The sequence below is a fragment of the Methylobacterium oryzae genome (assembly GCF_036441375.1).
In the GTDB taxonomy this organism is placed as follows: Bacteria; Pseudomonadota; Alphaproteobacteria; order Rhizobiales; family Beijerinckiaceae; genus Methylobacterium; species Methylobacterium oryzae_A.
The window spans coordinates 301,258-315,092 of sequence record NZ_MLCA01000006.1 but is presented as its reverse complement, the minus strand read 5'-3'; the positions used below and the strand labels follow the sequence as shown (position 1 = coordinate 315,092).

Here is a 13,835-nt window from a genome sequence, read left to right as displayed (position 1 = left end):
CACGTCGTCTAAGGACAAAATGGTATGAGGGGGCTTGTCGCCGATATACCGTAACGGTATGTTGGTTGGTATGAGGCTCACCGACTACCTTCGCCAGCACGAGCTCACCCACACCGAGTTCGCCGCCATGATCGGCGCGACCCAGGCTGCGGTGACGCGATATGTGAACGGCCGGCGCAAGCCGAGCCTCGACAAGCTGATCCTGATCGAGCGCGTGACCGAAGGTGCGGTTCGTGCGCTCGATTTCGCCAACGACCCGGCGCCTGCTGATCCGTCAGACGCGGCATCCTCCGTCGAGGGGGCGGCCGCGTGATGGGCGCCGATCTCACGGACATCCTCGGCACCGATCGAGCGGTCAACACGCACGACGAGGCATGCCGTGTGATCGAAGCGGCGCTCGAGCGGCACAACGGTCCGTGCCCCAAGGTCTACGCCGACGTTCTCAGCGCCTACGTCGCCGCTACGGACTTCGGTCGCGCCGACCTCTTCTTGGAGGTGGCTTCTCGTGCGCTGAGCGGCGCCCCGCAGTCGGGGCCGCGCTGATGCTCGCGGCACTGGCCTTCCTCCTCAAGCTGATGGTCGTGGTCTCTGCCGGCGTGGCCGCCGGTGGCTTGCTCGGCTTCCGGCCGATCATCGCGGCGATCACCGTGCTGCCGGCCCTGCTGATCGGCTGTCGCGCCCTGGCGGTGCTGTGATGGCCGCCCCTCGCCTTTCGCCGCGTGCCCCTGCCGTCGCCAGCGTCGAGGCCTCTGCCTCGGCGGCGGTCTCCTGTCTGGAGCCCACCGTGACCGACGCAAAGACCCTACTGGCCCTTGGCTGCGCCTGCCGCCGCGCTGCGGGCGCGTTCGCGATCCTGGCGTCGCGTCTCTCCATCGAGGTCGAGCGCGGCGAGCATCCGGACACCGGCGCGCCGGCCGAGATGGCGCAGCAGGCCCTCGACCTGGAGCGCGCCGCGCAGCACCTCCAGGCCGAAGCCCAGGACGCCAAGCTGCTGGCGCTCCTGCAGCACCGGGAGCGGTTCGCTGACCTGGTGCGCATGGCCCAGGCCATGGACCGCGGGCTCAGCTTCGTGCCGGTCGAGCCGGTCGCCGCCCGGACGTCCAGCCCCGCGGACGTTGTCGTTGTCGGGCAGGACAACACCGCCTCGCTTCGCGAGCGCATGGGCCGCGGTCTGGCGCGTCTTCGGAGGCGCGCCTGAAATGTCGGTGCTCAAGCACATCGCCGGGTCTGCCGTTCTCGTCCGCGAGAACTGTAACGCGCCGGCCGTGCCGACGTCTTTACTGGCTGTCGCGCGGCTGTGCACAGCTTCCCCCCACCGCAGCGGTCGCAGGCTCACGCCTCCCGCCAGCGAGCGACCCGGCCGAGACCATCGCAAACTCGGACCCTCGGCCGGGTCGTCCCTCCTCCTGCGCGCGCGGCTTCAGCTCCCCAGCCCCACCGTTCGCGCTCGTGTGTGTGCGTCTCCGTCCAACCTCCCGCATTCGCTGCGCTCCTCTTCGACTTCCGCAAGATGTCGCCAAGGAGTGGTGCAGTGGGGACAAAGACTGACCGGAACCGAGCAATGCTGACCGCATCCCAAGCTCGGGACGAGACCTTGCCGAAGCTGTCGGCGCTCGTCCGCCTCGCCCAGTCGAGCATGGGCTCGAAGATGGCCGCCTACGACGCGGTTGGGCGCCGGATCGGCGCCTCGGGCTCCTGGGTCCGCAAGTTCATGGGGCGCCAGGACACCGGCCTCGACGGGCACGTCCTGCACAACATCCGGACCGCTTACGAGCGGCTCTGCTCGAACATCGAGGCCGCGGCCGACGCCGCAGAAGCCACCAACGCTCTGCTCCGGGAGGATCTCCATGCGGCTCTTCGCGCCGACCGTCCGGCTGCTGCGCGCACGCCTGGGGGAGCGCCGGCTGCGGGCGCAGCTCCGTGCCGTCCAGGACGGCCGACCGCACCGGCACTGGTCCGTCCGGATGCTCGCCCGCGTGTGCCGGGCCTGCCGGGTGCGGTTGATCTGACGGACTTGCCGCTGTGGCGGGCCGCGAACGAGGAGGAGTGAACGATGGGCGGGGTCCGCAAGGGCGAAGACGACGGCGCGGCTTCGGGAGATCAGACGGTGGTCGGCCCGGCTACGTCGGAGCTCGATTTCGGCGACGCGATCCGCGCGCTGAAGGCCGGTGCGCGCGTCTGCCGGGCCGGCTGGAACGGCAAGGGCATGTGGCTCTCGCTCAGCGGGCCGTCGCGCGGGCTCGAGGTCGTCGCGGAGCGGTTCTGGTCGGCCAACAACGCCGAGTTCGCGCGCCGCAATGGCGGCACCGCCGTCGTCCTTCCCGCCATCACCATGAAGACCGCCACCGGCGAGATCCTCATGGGCTGGCTGGCTTCCCAGTCGGACATGCTCGCCGACGACTGGATGGTCGTCTCCGCCTGACCCTTTCACCGGGCGGCGCGGCCGCTCGGCTCACCCTGAGGAGCCGTCATGCCCCAGTACACGAAGAAGCCGGTCACGATCGAAGCCCGGCAGTTCGAGACGAACAACGACGACGGCTCGCACATGAGCCTGCTCTGCGACTGGGCGAATGGATCGGCCGACAAGGTCGTCGTGACCCATGACGGCACCAGCATCTACATCGCGACCCTTGAGGGGACGATGCGCGCGGAGGTCGGCGACTGGATCATCCGCGGCGTGAAGGGCGAGCTGTACCCCTGCAAGCCGGACATCTTCGCGGCGTCCTATGTGCCGGCGTCCCGCGAGGCCGACGCCACCGGCAAGCCGGCGATCACCCGCGCCGAGGCCGATGCCAGCCTGTCGGCGGCCCCAGCGCCGCGCGTCACTCTGGAGAGCCTGGAGGCGAAAGTCGCGAGCGCGGAGTACTTCCGCTCGAAGACGCTCACGATCTGCATCCTGACCCTGGCGAACGGCTTCACGATCGTCGGGAAGTCGGCCTGCGCCTCGCCCGAGAACTACAGCCAGGCGCTCGGCGAGCGGTACGCTTACGACGACGCGTTCCGGCAGATCTGGGCCTTCGAGGGCTACCTGCTCCGCGAGCAGCTGGCGGCGACGGCCTGACCATGTCCGACGGCGCTTTCGTCACCACCCTGCCGGCGCACTTCGCGACCCTGCGCGAGGGCGTCGAGAAGCACGTGCCGTCGACCGCGGCGAACGTGCTGGTCCGGAACGGGCTGATCACGCTCCTCGCGTGGGCCGAGCGGATGGCGGAGATGCTGGCCGAGAAGACGCCGGCGACCGCGCAGCAGCAGTTCCACGCGCCGCTCGGCGACCGCTCGCTCATCGTCGAGGAGCCGCGCGTGCCTCGTCACGCCGGTCACGACCCGCGCCTGCCGGGCAACCGCCCGCACCCCTGAAACGAGAACCGCCCGGCCTGCGCGAACAGACCGGGCGGACGATGAAATCCCCTGCGACGGGTTGAGCTATGAAAGCCACAGGTTCTTCATCCAATCAAGTCTCGGCCGCTGAAGGTGTCGCCGCGGATGAACTTCGACAGTTCATCGAGCGGATTGAGCGGCTAGAGGAGGAGAAGGCCGGAGTCGCTGGCGACATCAAAGAGGTGTTCGCCGAAGCTAAGGGCCGTGGCTTCGACACGAAGGCCATGCGGACCATCCTCCGCATCCGCAAGCAGGATCACTCCGAACGCCAGGAACAGGAGGCGATCCTCGAGCTCTACATGCAGGCCCTCGGCATGCTGGCGGACACGCCGCTCGGCCGGGCCGCGGTGAGCCGCGAGTTCGCGGAGGCCCGCATCACGATCTCCGGGCCCGGCATCGAGCCGGTCGAGACCACCGGCGCCGGCCTCGCCCGCGCATCGGCGTCGCTCGGCGTCGAGGCACACGCTCAGCGCAACCGCCGCGGCGGCTCTGCCGCTCGCCAGATCGACCTCGAAGACGCCATCGCGGCGAGCCGGTGATCACCATGCGCCGCCCGCCTTCCTCTCATGGCCCCGTGTTCGCGCCGCCCGGCCGCCGCGTGGTCGATTCCGTGACCGTGCTCCTGCCGGTCCCGCCCTCGGTGAACGCCCTCTACCGGCATGGCGGGGGCAAGGGGCCCCATCGCTCCGACGTCTACCGGGCCTGGATCGACGGCGCCGGCTGGCGCCTCCAGGCCCAGCGCCCGGGACGCGTGCCGGGCCCGTACGTCCTGCTGCTGGCCGTGCCGCGCTCGTCCCGCATGGATCTCGACAACTCGGTCAAGGCGGTCTCCGACCTGCTGCAGCGGCATGGCGTCGTCGACAACGACCGGAACGCGGTCCGCGCGCTCCTGGAGTGGCACGCCGAGCACGACGAAGTCGCTGTCACGGTGCGCGGCCTGTCCGACGGCGCCGCCCTGGAGCCGATCGCCCCCGTGCGCCCTCCGCTGGAGGCAGTGGCATGACGTGGCTCCTGATGAGTGAGCGCCGCGTCCTCTACCGCGGTCCCTACGGGCAGGCGCTCGACGCCGCCGAGTCCTTCGAGCTCTGCGCCCGGTCGTTCCACCTGGACGGCACCGAGATGGCGCCCCGCCTCGCGCCGGGCGTGCGCCTGGTCCCGGAAGACATGATGCCGGTCCGCCGCCGGAGGGCAGCATGAGCACGCTTCTCGACCTCGACTCGCTCATCGCGAACAAAGTGTTCGAGGCACAGGGCGATCTCGCCCGCCTCCAGGACCTCTGCGCGGCGCTGACCGCCGGCGCCGGCCTCGCCATCGCGATTGCCGCCGAGGGCGACGGCGAAGTCGCGAACGTCCTCTGCGAGGCTGTCGCCGCTCAGGTGTTCGAGTGCGCCGCGACTCACGCCGGCCTAGCCCTCACCGCTCGGGGGCTCGCATGACGGTCCGCATCCACGTCGGCGACGTGCGCGAGCAGCTCCGCGCCATGCCGGACGCCTTCTTCGACAGCGTCGTGACCAGCCCGCCGTACTGGGGCCTCCGCGACTATGGCGTCGCTGGCCAGATCGGGCTCGAGCGGACGCTGGGCGAGCACCTCGCCGTCATGGTCGACGTGTTCCGCGAGGTCCGGCGCGTGCTCAAGCCGCGCGGCACCCTCTGGCTGAACTACGGCGACTGCTACGCCGCGACGCCGAACGGGCGCGCTGCTGCCGACGTCGTCGGTGACGATCGCACATTCCGGGACAAGCCCTTCTCCACGGTCGGGCCGATCCTGGAGCGGGGCCATTCGGCGGGTCGCGGACAGCGTGGAGACGTCTTCCGGACGCGGTCTGCGCTTCCGCCTTCCGGGCGTGTGGTGGCGGGCGGCTTCTTGAAGCCGAAGGACCTCTGCATGATCCCCAACCGGCTGGCGATCGCCCTACAGGACGATGGCTGGTGGGTCCGCTCGGAGATCATCTGGCACAAGCCGAACCCGATGCCAGAGTCGGTCTATGACCGGCCGACCACCGCGCACGAGAAGGTCTGGCTCCTCACGAAGAGCGAGGACTACTTCTACAACCACGAGGCCATCCGCGAGCCGGTGACCGGCGGCGCGCATGCGCGGGCCCGAGTGCTTGGTGTCGATACTGGGGTCGGCTGGGGTCGCCTGGATCGCTTGGACCCAGATCAGCCCGATCGCGGGCGAGGTCGCATCAAGGCGCCCGGCCCCAACTCGCGGCAGAACGTCGATCGCACTCCTCGATTGAGGAAGCTGGCTCCTGAGACCGACGCGCGGGTGAAGGCGAAAGCCTCCTTCGCGGAGGGCACCAAGAACCTCGTCGACACGCGCAACGCCCGGAACGTCTGGACGATCTCGCCGAAGGCATACCGCGAGGCGCACTTCGCTACGTTCCCGCCAGCCCTGGCCGAGCGCTGCATCAAGGCTGGCGTGCCGGCGCAGGCCTGCGGCCTCTGCGGCGCGGCTCTTCCGCATCCGCGGTGCGAGGGCCTGTGCCGCTTCGCTGAGCCGGTGGCCGGGCGCGTCCTCGACCCGTTCGGCGGCGCCGGCACCGTCGGCCTCGTCGCGGCCAGCCTCGGCCTCGACGCCACGCTGATCGAGCTCAACCCCGAATACGCGGCCATGTCCGCGCGCCGGATCGGGACCGCAGCCGAGATCGTCGGCGTGCCGGCGCCGCTTCTGATGGCGGCGGAGTAGCCGCCATGGGGTCAGATCGTCGCCGACGTGCGCTTCTCGTCACTTGCCCGAAGTGCGGGTCCCCTCCGAGTGTTGCCTGCTCTGGGAAGCGAGGCGCCCGTCTTGCGCCTCATGCTTCCCGCATGGCGGATTCACCGCCTCCGCGGGCCATCGCTGCGGTGGCTGTCCAGCGACCGCGGACAGAACGCTTCTACGACTGTGAGGCGTGGAGGGTTGTTCGCTACCAGGCGCTGCGCCGTAGCCGCGGCGTCTGCGAATGCTGCGGCGCGGGCCCTAGCCCTGGCCGCCCTCTCCACGTCGACCATGTGCGGCCGCGATCCCGTCGGCCAGATCTGGCCCTGACCCTCTCGAACCTTCAGGTTCTCTGCGCCGACTGCAACCTCGGCAAGGGGAACACCGACGAGATTGATTGGCGCAGCCCGGAGGCGCGCCCGTGAGTGTCAAGGCGCACGCATGGGCGAAGACCGTCAAGACCGGCAGCCCGACGCTGAAGGCGGTGCTCGTCGCCATCGCGGATTATGCAGATCAGGCCGGTAGGGCGTGGCCGTCGCAGGACAGGCTCGCCGAGGACACTGAGTTCTCGGTTCGAGCCGTGCGGAACGCGATCCTGGCTCTGGAAGAGAAGGGGCTCCTGAAGAGGGAGGAGCGCCGGCGAGCCGATGGCACGCGCGGGACCGATATCCTCATGCTTTCCATCAACCGGCACGAGATGCCGCTTGATGGCGAGCAACCGGCACCTCGTTCCAAGCAACCGGCACCTCATACCGACCAACCGGCACGACGTGCCGGGCTCACTACGTTTGAACCACCACAGAACCACCAACAGAACCGTTCCGATGCTACCGCATCGGGCCGGACGGGCGAGCCCGCCGAGCCGTTGTCGGTCCGCGATAGGCTCTGGTTCGATGGCGTCCTGACGCTGCGCGGCCTCGGGATGACCGATCCGGGCGCCCGCCGTCTGATCGGAAAGCTGCTGAGAGACACCGGCGGCGACGCAGGCCGAATCCACTGGGCGATCGACGAGGCTCGCGCCGCCGAGACGGGCGATCCGGTCCCCTACGTGACCCGCCTCCTCAACGACACGCCGACGGCGCGGCCTCAGTCACGGGCCTCCCCCGCCCGCCGCGGCACCGGCAACGGCTTCCTCGACGCTCTCATCGACGACCACGGGGGTTCCCATGACCCAGGTTCCAGCCACCACCACGCCGAACACGGAAACGTCCATCGCCTCGCGGCCGGCGGCCGCAACTCGGGCCGGTGACGTGGTGGTCGCGATCTACCGCAACCGCCTGGACCGCAGCGGCGGCTATGGCGTGCCGCCTGCGATCCGGTCGGACCAGGCCCCGACGGCTGCGGACCGCGGCGTGATGACGGACCGCCTCGTCGCGCTCCGGGCTGGCCTCTCCGACGGCGAGGATCCGAAGCCTGGACAGGTGGCGAAGCGCGACGTCGTCCTGGCTCTGCTGGCCGCGTTCCCGACCTTCGGCGTAGCTGCCGACGGTGCTCGGGCCACGGCGAACCTCTACGTCCGGGCGCTCGCCGAGCTGCCGACGTGGGCCGTTCGTGAGGCGGCCGCTCGCTTCCTCGGGGGCAAGACCCTGCTCCCCTGGACTGGGGAGCGCTGCCCGACACCGCCGCAGCTCGCCGCGGAGACGAGGCGGTCGCTCGACGAGATCCACGCCGAGATCGCCGGGCTGGTGGAGGTCCTCGACGCGGTGCCGTACCAGCCGATCTCGGATGCCGAGCGCCAGAAGGTGCTCGACGACATCGCGGCTGCGCCGAGCAGTCTGCTCATCGCCGGCAGGACGGAGCGCGGCACCTCACCGCCGATTCCCCGTCCCTCTGACGCCGAGATCGTGGCGCCGCTCCGCACCCTGGACGTCTCGCACCTCATGGCAAGCCTCGACCGCAAGCGGGTGCTGGCATGAGCAAGCGCCCCGACATCTGGAAGGCGGAGCTTCATCGCCGCGAGGCGGAGCGGCGCGCGGCTGAGGAGGCTGCGGAGCGAGCGGCGAAGGGAGGTGTCGACCGGACCTGCGCGTCATGCGGCGTGTTCGGCGCATCGTTCGGCTTCGGCGTCTTCCGGAATCGCAGCGACGGCATGTGGTCGTGCGCCGATCCGGACTGCCGTGCGAACGTCGAGGCGCGCGTGGCGCTGCCGCCGATGCCGGCTGCGCCCGCTCGGGCCGATCCGCCGGCGTCCGACCTGTTCGGCCGCTCTGCGGCCTGACCGATTTCCTTGATTCACGAGGTGTGAGCGATGCCGATCATCATCAACGGCAAGGTCTACAACGGCAGCAACGTCACGATCCGCGGCTCTCAAGTCATCATCGACGGGAAGCCGCATGGGGACGCGGTGAGCGGTGTCGTCGAGGTGCGCATCACCGAAGGCACGCCCGTAAGCGTGCAGAGCGACATGGACGTTCACTGCGGGGACGTCGCCGGCGATGTGACCGCCGGCATGGACGTCGAGTGCGGCTCGGTGGGCGGCAACGTCCGGTCCGGGATGAGCATCACCTGCGGCGACGTCTCTGGCGACATCAACGCCGGCATGGGCGTGAGCATGGGCCGGCGTCGGTGAGGAGATCCCGCGTCCGGTGCTGATGGCGAACCCGCTACGGATCGAAGGCCCGGACCCGCCGGCCATGACGTGCGCGGACGTGGAGCGGTGGCTGGTGGCGGCGTTCATGGCCTTCACCAGCTCGGGCATCTTCAGCGTCCGGCCGAACCGGCTCCAGCCGAACGACCCGCAGGAGATGCGGGCGACCTTCGACTGGATCGTGTTCTCCGCCGAGATCCTTGGCGCGGCCAGCCCAGAGCGGATCGCGCTGCTCACCTGGGCCCGGGCGAAGGCGCGGCGGCGGATCCGGCGGCACCGTCGGCTCCGGCTGCTGCGGGAGGTCCCGGGCGGCACCGTGACCGATTACTGCGCCGAGGTCGGCGTCCAGCGGCGCACCTTCGACCGGCGGCGGAAGCGGGCCTGCCACCGCCTCGCCGATGCCTGGAACGCAAAGGTCACGGGCACGCCGGAGTGACGCAGGCATAGATCACGCTTGCGTGTGTCCAAAAACGGGACGCAGATCAGGTGTCACGGATCGACGGAAGGTCGACCGCCTCAAGGGGCACCACCGTGGCAGCGTCCAGGACCAAGGCCATCTCCCTCGCCGGCTCGCCGGCGTTCCACCCGCCGGGCGCCGTCGACCGCCTCGCCGTGCTTCGGGCACAGCAGGCGGATCTCGCCGAGAAGCGTGCCGACAACGCTGAGCTGAAGGCGCGGCTGGCCGCGAAGGAAGCCGCCGAGAACGAGCGGACGAAGGACCTCTGCAAGGTCGTGATCGGGCGCATCCAGCAGCGCGAGGCCGATGCCCGCGAGCGCCGAAAGCTGGAGACGCCGCAGGATCGGCACCGGGCCAGCCAGCAGCGCAAGCGGCTGCGCCTCAACCCGCACGTCGAGCGGGACGCCGCGATCAAGCCCGGCCGGCGCATCGTCACGGACCCGGGGCGGCTCGGCGGCTTCGTCGAGGTGCAGGTCAACAAGCAGCTCGACGTCCTGACGATGGAGCACTCGGCCAGCCGGATCAGCGATCAGGAGTTCGCGGTCGGTCGGCTTCTTCAGGCCGCCTGGGTCGGCGATCGGTCCGAGGTCGATGGTCGCCTGGACCGGCTGGCGCAGTACGGGATCCTGCCCGGCGGCCAGTCCGGTGAGGACCTCGCCCCTCGCGAGATGGGTATGCTCCGGCAGGTATTCCGGGTCCGCGCCGTGACCCAGCTCGACGAGAAGCTGGCCGGCGTCATCGGCTGGATCGGGGTTCGCTTCCTCAAGGCCATTTTGGTCGAAGGCCATACCCTCAAGACCTACGCCTCGTGCACGGTCGGGGGCGGCGACCGCGGCGTCGGCCGGGTCGGGGATCGCTTCCGATGGCTGCTGGAATCGGTGACGGATCACTTCCACACCGCGGAGGGCGCCCGGCGCTACGCCCCGGATGACATCTACTCCGCCGACGCCGCGACGGTGCCGGATCGGGTCGCCGCGCTGAAGGCCAGGGCCGCGGAAGCGGAGGCCTCCGAAACCGCCCCGGCTTGACACCCGACGGGCGAAACGGCAGGGATCTATATGAAGCGAGACGCGCGCCCGGGGTCGAACGACCGCCGGGCGTTTTGCATGTCCGCCCCCCACTTCACCGAACCCGCTCAACAGCTTAGGCGTTGCTCCGGCAGACGCGGCAGCGGTTCCGCGATATGGTCGTTTCACCATGATCCAGCCGGGCGCACCCGCGTGAGCGCGCATGCGACAGTGACCGCGATCGAGCAGGAGGCCGCGGCCTTCTGCCGGCGGCGCTTCCGCGATCAGGCCGAGTATCTCGAAGCCAAGGACTCGCACTGCAAGCGCATCGCCGCGCTCGTGCGTCAGCTTTGGCCGCAGCTCGGCACCGTCGAGAAACGCACGTTCGGCCAGTCCGGCGTGAGCGAAAAGGGCAAGCCGTTCACCGTCGCTAGGCGGCGCCGGGCGGCCTGATCTGAGCCTCGGATTGGCTCCGACAAGGGAACTTGTCGGAAGTAATCCGCAGAGCGTAAGGGCGGAAAAAATCCGCCCGAAATATTCCGAGACCATTCCGGGGTGACGATGTCCCTTCTGCCGGTGCCCGCCGCGCCGGCGGATACGCTCGTCCCGCTCGACCGGGCGAAGGCCTACGCCGGGGCGTCGCGGTCGGACCGGACCCGGGCGGCCTACTCGTCGGCCCTCGGCGTGTTCGTGACCTGGTGCCGCGAGGCTGGCGCCGAACCCATGCCGGCCGACCCGCTGACCGTCGCGGCCTACGTCGCCCATCTCGCGGACACCGGCCGGAAGCCGGCGACCATCGACCTGCACGTGGCGGCCATCGCCGCGGCGCACCGGGCCGGCGGCTTCGACAACCCGGCCGCTTCGGAGGCGGTGAAGGCCACGATCCGCGGCGCCCGGCGGGCGCTCGGCACGCGCCAGACCAGGAAGGCGCCGGTCACGGCCGAGACCCTGCGGAAGATGCTCCGGAAGATCCCGGACAGCCCGGCAGGTCTGCGGGACCGCGCGCTGATCCTGCTGGGCTTCGCCGCCGCGCTTCGCCGGTCCGAGCTCGTCGCCCTCGACGTCGCCGACCTAGAGCGCGTGCCTGACGGGATCATCGTCCACGTCCGCCGCTCGAAGACGGACCAGGAGGGCGCGGGCCAGGAGATCGCCGTCCCGCGCGGCGCAAAGCTCAAGCCGTGCGAGGCGCTAGACGCCTGGCTGAAGGTGGCCGGCATCACGGCGGGCCCGGTGTTCCGGTCCGTCGGCAAGGGCGGCACGGTCTCGGCCGAGCGCCTCACCGATCGATCCGTGGCCGACATCGTGAAGCGGCATGCCGCGGCGGCCGGCCTCGATGCCTCACTCTTCTCCGGCCACTCGCTGCGCGCCGGCTTCGTCACCTCGGCGCTCGCCGCCGGGGCCGACGTCCTGAAGGTCATGCACGTCACCCGGCACACCGCGGTGACGACGCTCCAGAAATACGACCGGCGCGCCCGCGCCTTCGACGATCACGCTGGAAAGCGGTTCCTTTGACAGCTCGCCCCGACTTCACCCCGGCCGACGCGGACCGGGCGCTCCGCCATGCGCAGCGCCTCCAGCGCGACCCGGCGGCCCAGGCCTACGGCGACCACCTCCGCCGGCAGGGCCTGATCCCGGCGCCGGTCCAGCTCCCGGTCGAGACACCGTTCGACGAGGCCCGGGCCGGCGAGTTCGAGGTCCGCCGGTCCATGGCGATGCTGAGGGCTCGGTGATGCTGAAGCGCCTCGTCCTCCGCTTCCTGCTCCGCGGTCAGCCGGCCGCCCCCGCGCCGATCGTCCACCGCGGCGAGCGCGAGCTGACGTCCGGCCCCGACCTCGGTGCGCCGGCCGGCCCGGTCGCGAAGCTGTCTCGCGCCGACGCGGAGCTGCTGCTCGGCATCCCGGTGAGGATCATTCGCTGATGTCCCGGCTCGCCTATTACACCGACTTCGTCGCCATCCCGGTGCTGGCGCTCCTGCTGGTCGCCGTCGGCGGCGCCTCGTTCGCCGGCATCGCCCTCGGCCTCGCGGCGTGGACGCTCGCCGAGTACGTGATCCACCGCTGCCTGTTCCACCGGCTGCCGGTGTTCCGGGACGCGCACGATCTGCATCATGCCCGGCCGTGCGCCCGGACCGGCGTCACGTCGTGGCACTCGCTGGCGATCTTCGGCGCGCTGTTCCTGGTGCTGTCGGCCGGCATCCTGGCCGGGGTCGCGCTCGGCTACCTCGCCTACATCACCGCCCACCACGCCGTGCATCACTGGCGGATCGGCCCAGGGCATCCGCTCTACGGCCTGAAGATGCGCCACGCGATGCACCACCATGGTGTCGAGGCGAACTTCGGCGTGGTCACGACCTTCTGGGACCGCGTGTTCCGCACCTACCAGGCGCGCCGCTGATGCCCCGCCTCTGCGCCGCGATCCTGCTCGCCGGCATCGCCGCGGCGGCCCTGCGCCCGCGCCGGCCAGCCGCCTTCGTGACCGTCCGGCCCGCGCTGCCCGACGACGTGCGCGTCTCGGCCGAGCGTCTGATGCTCCTCTTCGGCGACATGCCGTCCCGGGCCAAGCACTGATGCCGCTCGACGATCAGCACCTTCGCTACGCCGGGATGAGCTACCGGCAGGCCTCGGAAGAAGCCGAGCGGCTTCTGAAGCGGGCCCTGGCGTCCGGATCCTGGTTCGCTCTGCCGGAGGCGCTCGTCGTCCTCCGCAGCGTGATGGATCGGCGGAAGGCCGGGCACTCGCCGGACACCGATGAGGGGGCGCTGTGATGCGCGAGATCGTCGGCTTCCGGCACCTCGCCGGCATCCTCCTCGTGCTCGTGGCCGGCTGGGCCTGGGTGTGGGTGTTCAACCGCCCCGCGCAGGCCGCCTCGTCCGGATTCCTGGCCGGCGCCCTCGCTTGCCCGGCCGGCGTCGAGGGCCCGGCCTGCACCCGCGAGACCGCGCTCGACGTGCTCACCCAGCCGGTGGCGCTGGTCACCGAGTGCCCGATGGTCGGCACGCTGCTGGCCACGCATCTGAGCCTGCCGTCCGGCGGCACGCACAAGACGTTCTGCGAGCGGCGGAAGGGCTGATGCTGGCCCGCCCTCGCCCGCCGGAGCGGCTGCTCGGCCAGGAAGGCGCCCTCACGGCGCTACCCTTCGAGCCCGCCCCCGAGCTGGAAACCTGGGCCCGCGCCGCCTTCATCAGCGAGGACGCGGTGCTGCTGAACGAGGAGCACGCCCACCTCCGCGAGGCCACGCTCGGCTTCATGTGGACGTCCGTGCCGAACGCGCGCGGCGGGAACGGTGTCGTTGGGCAGGCCGAGATCCCGTCCGTACAGGGCGGGAAGTGGGCCCGGGCCCGGTTTTTCCAGCAGGTCGAGGCGTGGTTCGGCCTCGTCCCGGACTTCATGATCACGCTCGACGCCGGCTTCGCAGACCAGGCCGACGACGCCACGTTCTGCTCCCTCGTCGAGCACGAGCTCTACCACTGCGCCCAGGCGAAGGACGCGTTCGGCGCTCCGCGGTTCTCGAAGGCGTCGGGCCGGCCGATCTTCACGATGCGCGGCCACGACGTCGAGGAGTTCGTCGGCGTCGTCGCCCGCTACGGCGTCGGTTCGGCGGCGGGCCAGACCGCGGCGCTGGTCGAGGCGGCCAACCGGCCCCCGATCGTCTGCGAGGCGGACATCGTCGGCGCGTGCGGCACCTGCGGGCGCCGAGTTTGATCCC

The 13,835-nt window shown here is 70.7% G+C and carries 28 protein-coding genes and 1 pseudogene; all 29 read left to right on the top strand.

What is annotated here, in order from left to right; all coding sequences use genetic code 11:
* The first annotated feature begins 70 nt into the window (after positions 1 to 70).
* The 29 genes and pseudogenes from MOTC310_RS11970 (at position 71) to MOTC310_RS11830 (ending at position 13,831) form a co-directional block, all read left to right on the top strand.
* Complete coding sequence (locus MOTC310_RS11970; RefSeq protein WP_043387429.1) at positions 71 to 313, top strand: helix-turn-helix domain-containing protein; 243 nt, start codon at positions 71 to 73, stop codon at positions 311 to 313.
* Complete coding sequence (locus tag MOTC310_RS11965) at positions 313 to 543, top strand: hypothetical protein (protein ID WP_331301911.1); 231 nt, start codon at positions 313 to 315, stop codon at positions 541 to 543. Before MOTC310_RS11970 ends, MOTC310_RS11965 begins: the two co-directional genes overlap by 1 nt.
* On the top strand, positions 543 to 695 hold the full coding sequence (locus MOTC310_RS11960) for a hypothetical protein (protein ID WP_331301910.1): 153 nt from the start codon (positions 543 to 545) through the stop codon (positions 693 to 695). Before MOTC310_RS11965 ends, MOTC310_RS11960 begins: the two co-directional genes overlap by 1 nt.
* Before the next feature lie 89 nt (positions 696 to 784).
* Complete coding sequence (locus MOTC310_RS11955; RefSeq protein WP_331301909.1) at positions 785 to 1,198, top strand: hypothetical protein; 414 nt, start codon at positions 785 to 787, stop codon at positions 1,196 to 1,198.
* A 363-nt stretch (positions 1,199 to 1,561) separates the two neighbouring features.
* Positions 1,562 to 2,050, top strand: a complete 489-nt coding sequence (locus tag MOTC310_RS11950; protein ID WP_331301908.1) for a hypothetical protein — start codon at positions 1,562 to 1,564, stop codon at positions 2,048 to 2,050.
* Positions 2,051 to 2,053: 3 nt separating this feature from the next.
* The gene (locus MOTC310_RS11945) at positions 2,054 to 2,422 is read left to right on the top strand and encodes a DUF2829 domain-containing protein (RefSeq protein ID WP_331301907.1); all 369 of its coding nucleotides are present in this window, start codon (positions 2,054 to 2,056) and stop codon (positions 2,420 to 2,422) included.
* 48 nt (positions 2,423 to 2,470) lie between these two features.
* Positions 2,471 to 3,061: a Gp49 family protein gene (locus MOTC310_RS11940; protein WP_331301906.1), complete on the top strand. Its 591-nt coding sequence runs from the start codon at positions 2,471 to 2,473 to the stop codon at positions 3,059 to 3,061.
* 2 nt (positions 3,062 to 3,063) lie between these two features.
* On the top strand, positions 3,064 to 3,357 hold the full coding sequence (locus MOTC310_RS11935) for a hypothetical protein (protein ID WP_331301905.1): 294 nt from the start codon (positions 3,064 to 3,066) through the stop codon (positions 3,355 to 3,357).
* A 68-nt stretch (positions 3,358 to 3,425) separates the two neighbouring features.
* Positions 3,426 to 3,695 (top strand): annotated as a pseudogene (locus MOTC310_RS11930) (DUF2312 domain-containing protein); the annotation flags it as partial.
* Positions 3,696 to 3,922: 227 nt separating this feature from the next.
* On the top strand, positions 3,923 to 4,381 hold the full coding sequence (locus MOTC310_RS11925; protein ID WP_331301904.1) for a RusA family crossover junction endodeoxyribonuclease: 459 nt from the start codon (positions 3,923 to 3,925) through the stop codon (positions 4,379 to 4,381).
* Entirely contained in the window at positions 4,378 to 4,575 is a 198-nt protein-coding gene (locus MOTC310_RS11920) for a hypothetical protein (protein WP_331301903.1), read from the top strand. Before MOTC310_RS11925 ends, MOTC310_RS11920 begins: the two co-directional genes overlap by 4 nt.
* The gene (locus MOTC310_RS11915; RefSeq protein ID WP_331301902.1) at positions 4,572 to 4,814 is read left to right on the top strand and encodes a hypothetical protein; all 243 of its coding nucleotides are present in this window, start codon (positions 4,572 to 4,574) and stop codon (positions 4,812 to 4,814) included. The genes MOTC310_RS11920 and MOTC310_RS11915 overlap by 4 nt, the downstream gene beginning before the upstream one ends.
* Positions 4,811 to 6,067, top strand: coding sequence for a DNA-methyltransferase (locus MOTC310_RS11910; RefSeq protein WP_331301901.1), 1,257 nt, complete (start codon positions 4,811 to 4,813; stop codon positions 6,065 to 6,067). Before MOTC310_RS11915 ends, MOTC310_RS11910 begins: the two co-directional genes overlap by 4 nt.
* A 5-nt stretch (positions 6,068 to 6,072) precedes the next feature.
* Entirely contained in the window at positions 6,073 to 6,504 is a 432-nt protein-coding gene (locus MOTC310_RS11905; protein ID WP_331301900.1) for an HNH endonuclease, read from the top strand.
* Positions 6,501 to 7,328 carry a helix-turn-helix domain-containing protein gene (locus tag MOTC310_RS11900; RefSeq protein WP_331301899.1) on the top strand — a complete coding sequence of 276 codons (828 nt, stop codon included), beginning with the start codon at positions 6,501 to 6,503 and terminating at the stop codon, positions 7,326 to 7,328. Before MOTC310_RS11905 ends, MOTC310_RS11900 begins: the two co-directional genes overlap by 4 nt.
* Positions 7,329 to 7,434: 106 nt before the next feature.
* Positions 7,435 to 7,995: a hypothetical protein gene (locus MOTC310_RS11895; protein ID WP_331301898.1), complete on the top strand. Its 561-nt coding sequence runs from the start codon at positions 7,435 to 7,437 to the stop codon at positions 7,993 to 7,995.
* Entirely contained in the window at positions 7,992 to 8,297 is a 306-nt protein-coding gene (locus tag MOTC310_RS11890) for a hypothetical protein (RefSeq protein ID WP_331301897.1), read from the top strand. The genes MOTC310_RS11895 and MOTC310_RS11890 overlap by 4 nt, the downstream gene beginning before the upstream one ends.
* A 30-nt stretch (positions 8,298 to 8,327) precedes the next feature.
* Positions 8,328 to 8,648 carry a hypothetical protein gene (locus MOTC310_RS11885; protein ID WP_331301896.1) on the top strand — a complete coding sequence of 107 codons (321 nt, stop codon included), beginning with the start codon at positions 8,328 to 8,330 and terminating at the stop codon, positions 8,646 to 8,648.
* 64 nt (positions 8,649 to 8,712) lie between these two features.
* The gene (locus MOTC310_RS11880; RefSeq protein WP_331301895.1) at positions 8,713 to 9,102 is read left to right on the top strand and encodes a hypothetical protein; all 390 of its coding nucleotides are present in this window, start codon (positions 8,713 to 8,715) and stop codon (positions 9,100 to 9,102) included.
* Positions 9,103 to 9,197: 95 nt separating this feature from the next.
* Complete coding sequence (locus MOTC310_RS11875; RefSeq protein WP_331301894.1) at positions 9,198 to 10,151, top strand: hypothetical protein; 954 nt, start codon at positions 9,198 to 9,200, stop codon at positions 10,149 to 10,151.
* A gap of 210 nt (positions 10,152 to 10,361) precedes the next feature.
* The gene (locus tag MOTC310_RS11870) at positions 10,362 to 10,583 is read left to right on the top strand and encodes a hypothetical protein (RefSeq protein ID WP_331301893.1); all 222 of its coding nucleotides are present in this window, start codon (positions 10,362 to 10,364) and stop codon (positions 10,581 to 10,583) included.
* A gap of 108 nt (positions 10,584 to 10,691) precedes the next feature.
* The gene (locus MOTC310_RS11865) at positions 10,692 to 11,642 is read left to right on the top strand and encodes a site-specific integrase (protein WP_331302224.1); all 951 of its coding nucleotides are present in this window, start codon (positions 10,692 to 10,694) and stop codon (positions 11,640 to 11,642) included.
* Positions 11,639 to 11,860 (top strand): hypothetical protein, encoded by a 222-nt coding sequence (locus MOTC310_RS11860; protein ID WP_331301892.1) that lies wholly within the window; start codon positions 11,639 to 11,641, stop codon positions 11,858 to 11,860. The genes MOTC310_RS11865 and MOTC310_RS11860 overlap by 4 nt, the downstream gene beginning before the upstream one ends.
* A complete protein-coding gene (locus MOTC310_RS11855) occupies positions 11,860 to 12,048 on the top strand; it encodes a hypothetical protein (RefSeq protein ID WP_331301891.1) in 189 nt (62 codons plus the stop codon). Before MOTC310_RS11860 ends, MOTC310_RS11855 begins: the two co-directional genes overlap by 1 nt.
* Positions 12,048 to 12,524: a sterol desaturase family protein gene (locus MOTC310_RS11850; RefSeq protein ID WP_331301890.1), complete on the top strand. Its 477-nt coding sequence runs from the start codon at positions 12,048 to 12,050 to the stop codon at positions 12,522 to 12,524. Before MOTC310_RS11855 ends, MOTC310_RS11850 begins: the two co-directional genes overlap by 1 nt.
* Positions 12,524 to 12,697, top strand: a complete 174-nt coding sequence (locus MOTC310_RS11845; RefSeq protein WP_331301889.1) for a hypothetical protein — start codon at positions 12,524 to 12,526, stop codon at positions 12,695 to 12,697. The genes MOTC310_RS11850 and MOTC310_RS11845 overlap by 1 nt, the downstream gene beginning before the upstream one ends.
* Positions 12,697 to 12,894, top strand: a complete 198-nt coding sequence (locus MOTC310_RS11840) for a hypothetical protein (RefSeq protein ID WP_331301888.1) — start codon at positions 12,697 to 12,699, stop codon at positions 12,892 to 12,894. Before MOTC310_RS11845 ends, MOTC310_RS11840 begins: the two co-directional genes overlap by 1 nt.
* Positions 12,894 to 13,199 (top strand): hypothetical protein, encoded by a 306-nt coding sequence (locus MOTC310_RS11835; protein WP_331301887.1) that lies wholly within the window; start codon positions 12,894 to 12,896, stop codon positions 13,197 to 13,199. The genes MOTC310_RS11840 and MOTC310_RS11835 overlap by 1 nt, the downstream gene beginning before the upstream one ends.
* Complete coding sequence (locus tag MOTC310_RS11830; protein WP_331301886.1) at positions 13,199 to 13,831, top strand: putative metallopeptidase; 633 nt, start codon at positions 13,199 to 13,201, stop codon at positions 13,829 to 13,831. Before MOTC310_RS11835 ends, MOTC310_RS11830 begins: the two co-directional genes overlap by 1 nt.
* The last annotated feature ends 4 nt before the right edge of the window (positions 13,832 to 13,835 follow it).

Coding starts and splice junctions, on each gene's coding strand:
- MOTC310_RS11970 (WP_043387429.1), top strand. CDS start 71: ATGAGGCTCACCGACTACCTTCGCCAGCACGAGCTCACCCACACCGAG.
- MOTC310_RS11965 (WP_331301911.1), top strand. CDS start 313: ATGGGCGCCGATCTCACGGACATCCTCGGCACCGATCGAGCGGTCAAC.
- MOTC310_RS11960 (WP_331301910.1), top strand. CDS start 543: ATGCTCGCGGCACTGGCCTTCCTCCTCAAGCTGATGGTCGTGGTCTCT.
- MOTC310_RS11950 (WP_331301908.1), top strand. CDS start 1,562: ATGCTGACCGCATCCCAAGCTCGGGACGAGACCTTGCCGAAGCTGTCG.
- MOTC310_RS11945 (WP_331301907.1), top strand. CDS start 2,054: ATGGGCGGGGTCCGCAAGGGCGAAGACGACGGCGCGGCTTCGGGAGAT.
- MOTC310_RS11940 (WP_331301906.1), top strand. CDS start 2,471: ATGCCCCAGTACACGAAGAAGCCGGTCACGATCGAAGCCCGGCAGTTC.
- MOTC310_RS11935 (WP_331301905.1), top strand. CDS start 3,064: ATGTCCGACGGCGCTTTCGTCACCACCCTGCCGGCGCACTTCGCGACC.
- MOTC310_RS11925 (WP_331301904.1), top strand. CDS start 3,923: ATGCGCCGCCCGCCTTCCTCTCATGGCCCCGTGTTCGCGCCGCCCGGC.
- MOTC310_RS11920 (WP_331301903.1), top strand. CDS start 4,378: ATGACGTGGCTCCTGATGAGTGAGCGCCGCGTCCTCTACCGCGGTCCC.
- MOTC310_RS11915 (WP_331301902.1), top strand. CDS start 4,572: ATGAGCACGCTTCTCGACCTCGACTCGCTCATCGCGAACAAAGTGTTC.
- MOTC310_RS11910 (WP_331301901.1), top strand. CDS start 4,811: ATGACGGTCCGCATCCACGTCGGCGACGTGCGCGAGCAGCTCCGCGCC.
- MOTC310_RS11905 (WP_331301900.1), top strand. CDS start 6,073: ATGGGGTCAGATCGTCGCCGACGTGCGCTTCTCGTCACTTGCCCGAAG.
- MOTC310_RS11895 (WP_331301898.1), top strand. CDS start 7,435: ATGACGGACCGCCTCGTCGCGCTCCGGGCTGGCCTCTCCGACGGCGAG.
- MOTC310_RS11890 (WP_331301897.1), top strand. CDS start 7,992: ATGAGCAAGCGCCCCGACATCTGGAAGGCGGAGCTTCATCGCCGCGAG.
- MOTC310_RS11885 (WP_331301896.1), top strand. CDS start 8,328: ATGCCGATCATCATCAACGGCAAGGTCTACAACGGCAGCAACGTCACG.
- MOTC310_RS11880 (WP_331301895.1), top strand. CDS start 8,713: ATGACGTGCGCGGACGTGGAGCGGTGGCTGGTGGCGGCGTTCATGGCC.
- MOTC310_RS11865 (WP_331302224.1), top strand. CDS start 10,692: ATGTCCCTTCTGCCGGTGCCCGCCGCGCCGGCGGATACGCTCGTCCCG.
- MOTC310_RS11855 (WP_331301891.1), top strand. CDS start 11,860: ATGCTGAAGCGCCTCGTCCTCCGCTTCCTGCTCCGCGGTCAGCCGGCC.
- MOTC310_RS11850 (WP_331301890.1), top strand. CDS start 12,048: ATGTCCCGGCTCGCCTATTACACCGACTTCGTCGCCATCCCGGTGCTG.
- MOTC310_RS11845 (WP_331301889.1), top strand. CDS start 12,524: ATGCCCCGCCTCTGCGCCGCGATCCTGCTCGCCGGCATCGCCGCGGCG.
- MOTC310_RS11840 (WP_331301888.1), top strand. CDS start 12,697: ATGCCGCTCGACGATCAGCACCTTCGCTACGCCGGGATGAGCTACCGG.
- MOTC310_RS11835 (WP_331301887.1), top strand. CDS start 12,894: ATGCGCGAGATCGTCGGCTTCCGGCACCTCGCCGGCATCCTCCTCGTG.
- MOTC310_RS11830 (WP_331301886.1), top strand. CDS start 13,199: ATGCTGGCCCGCCCTCGCCCGCCGGAGCGGCTGCTCGGCCAGGAAGGC.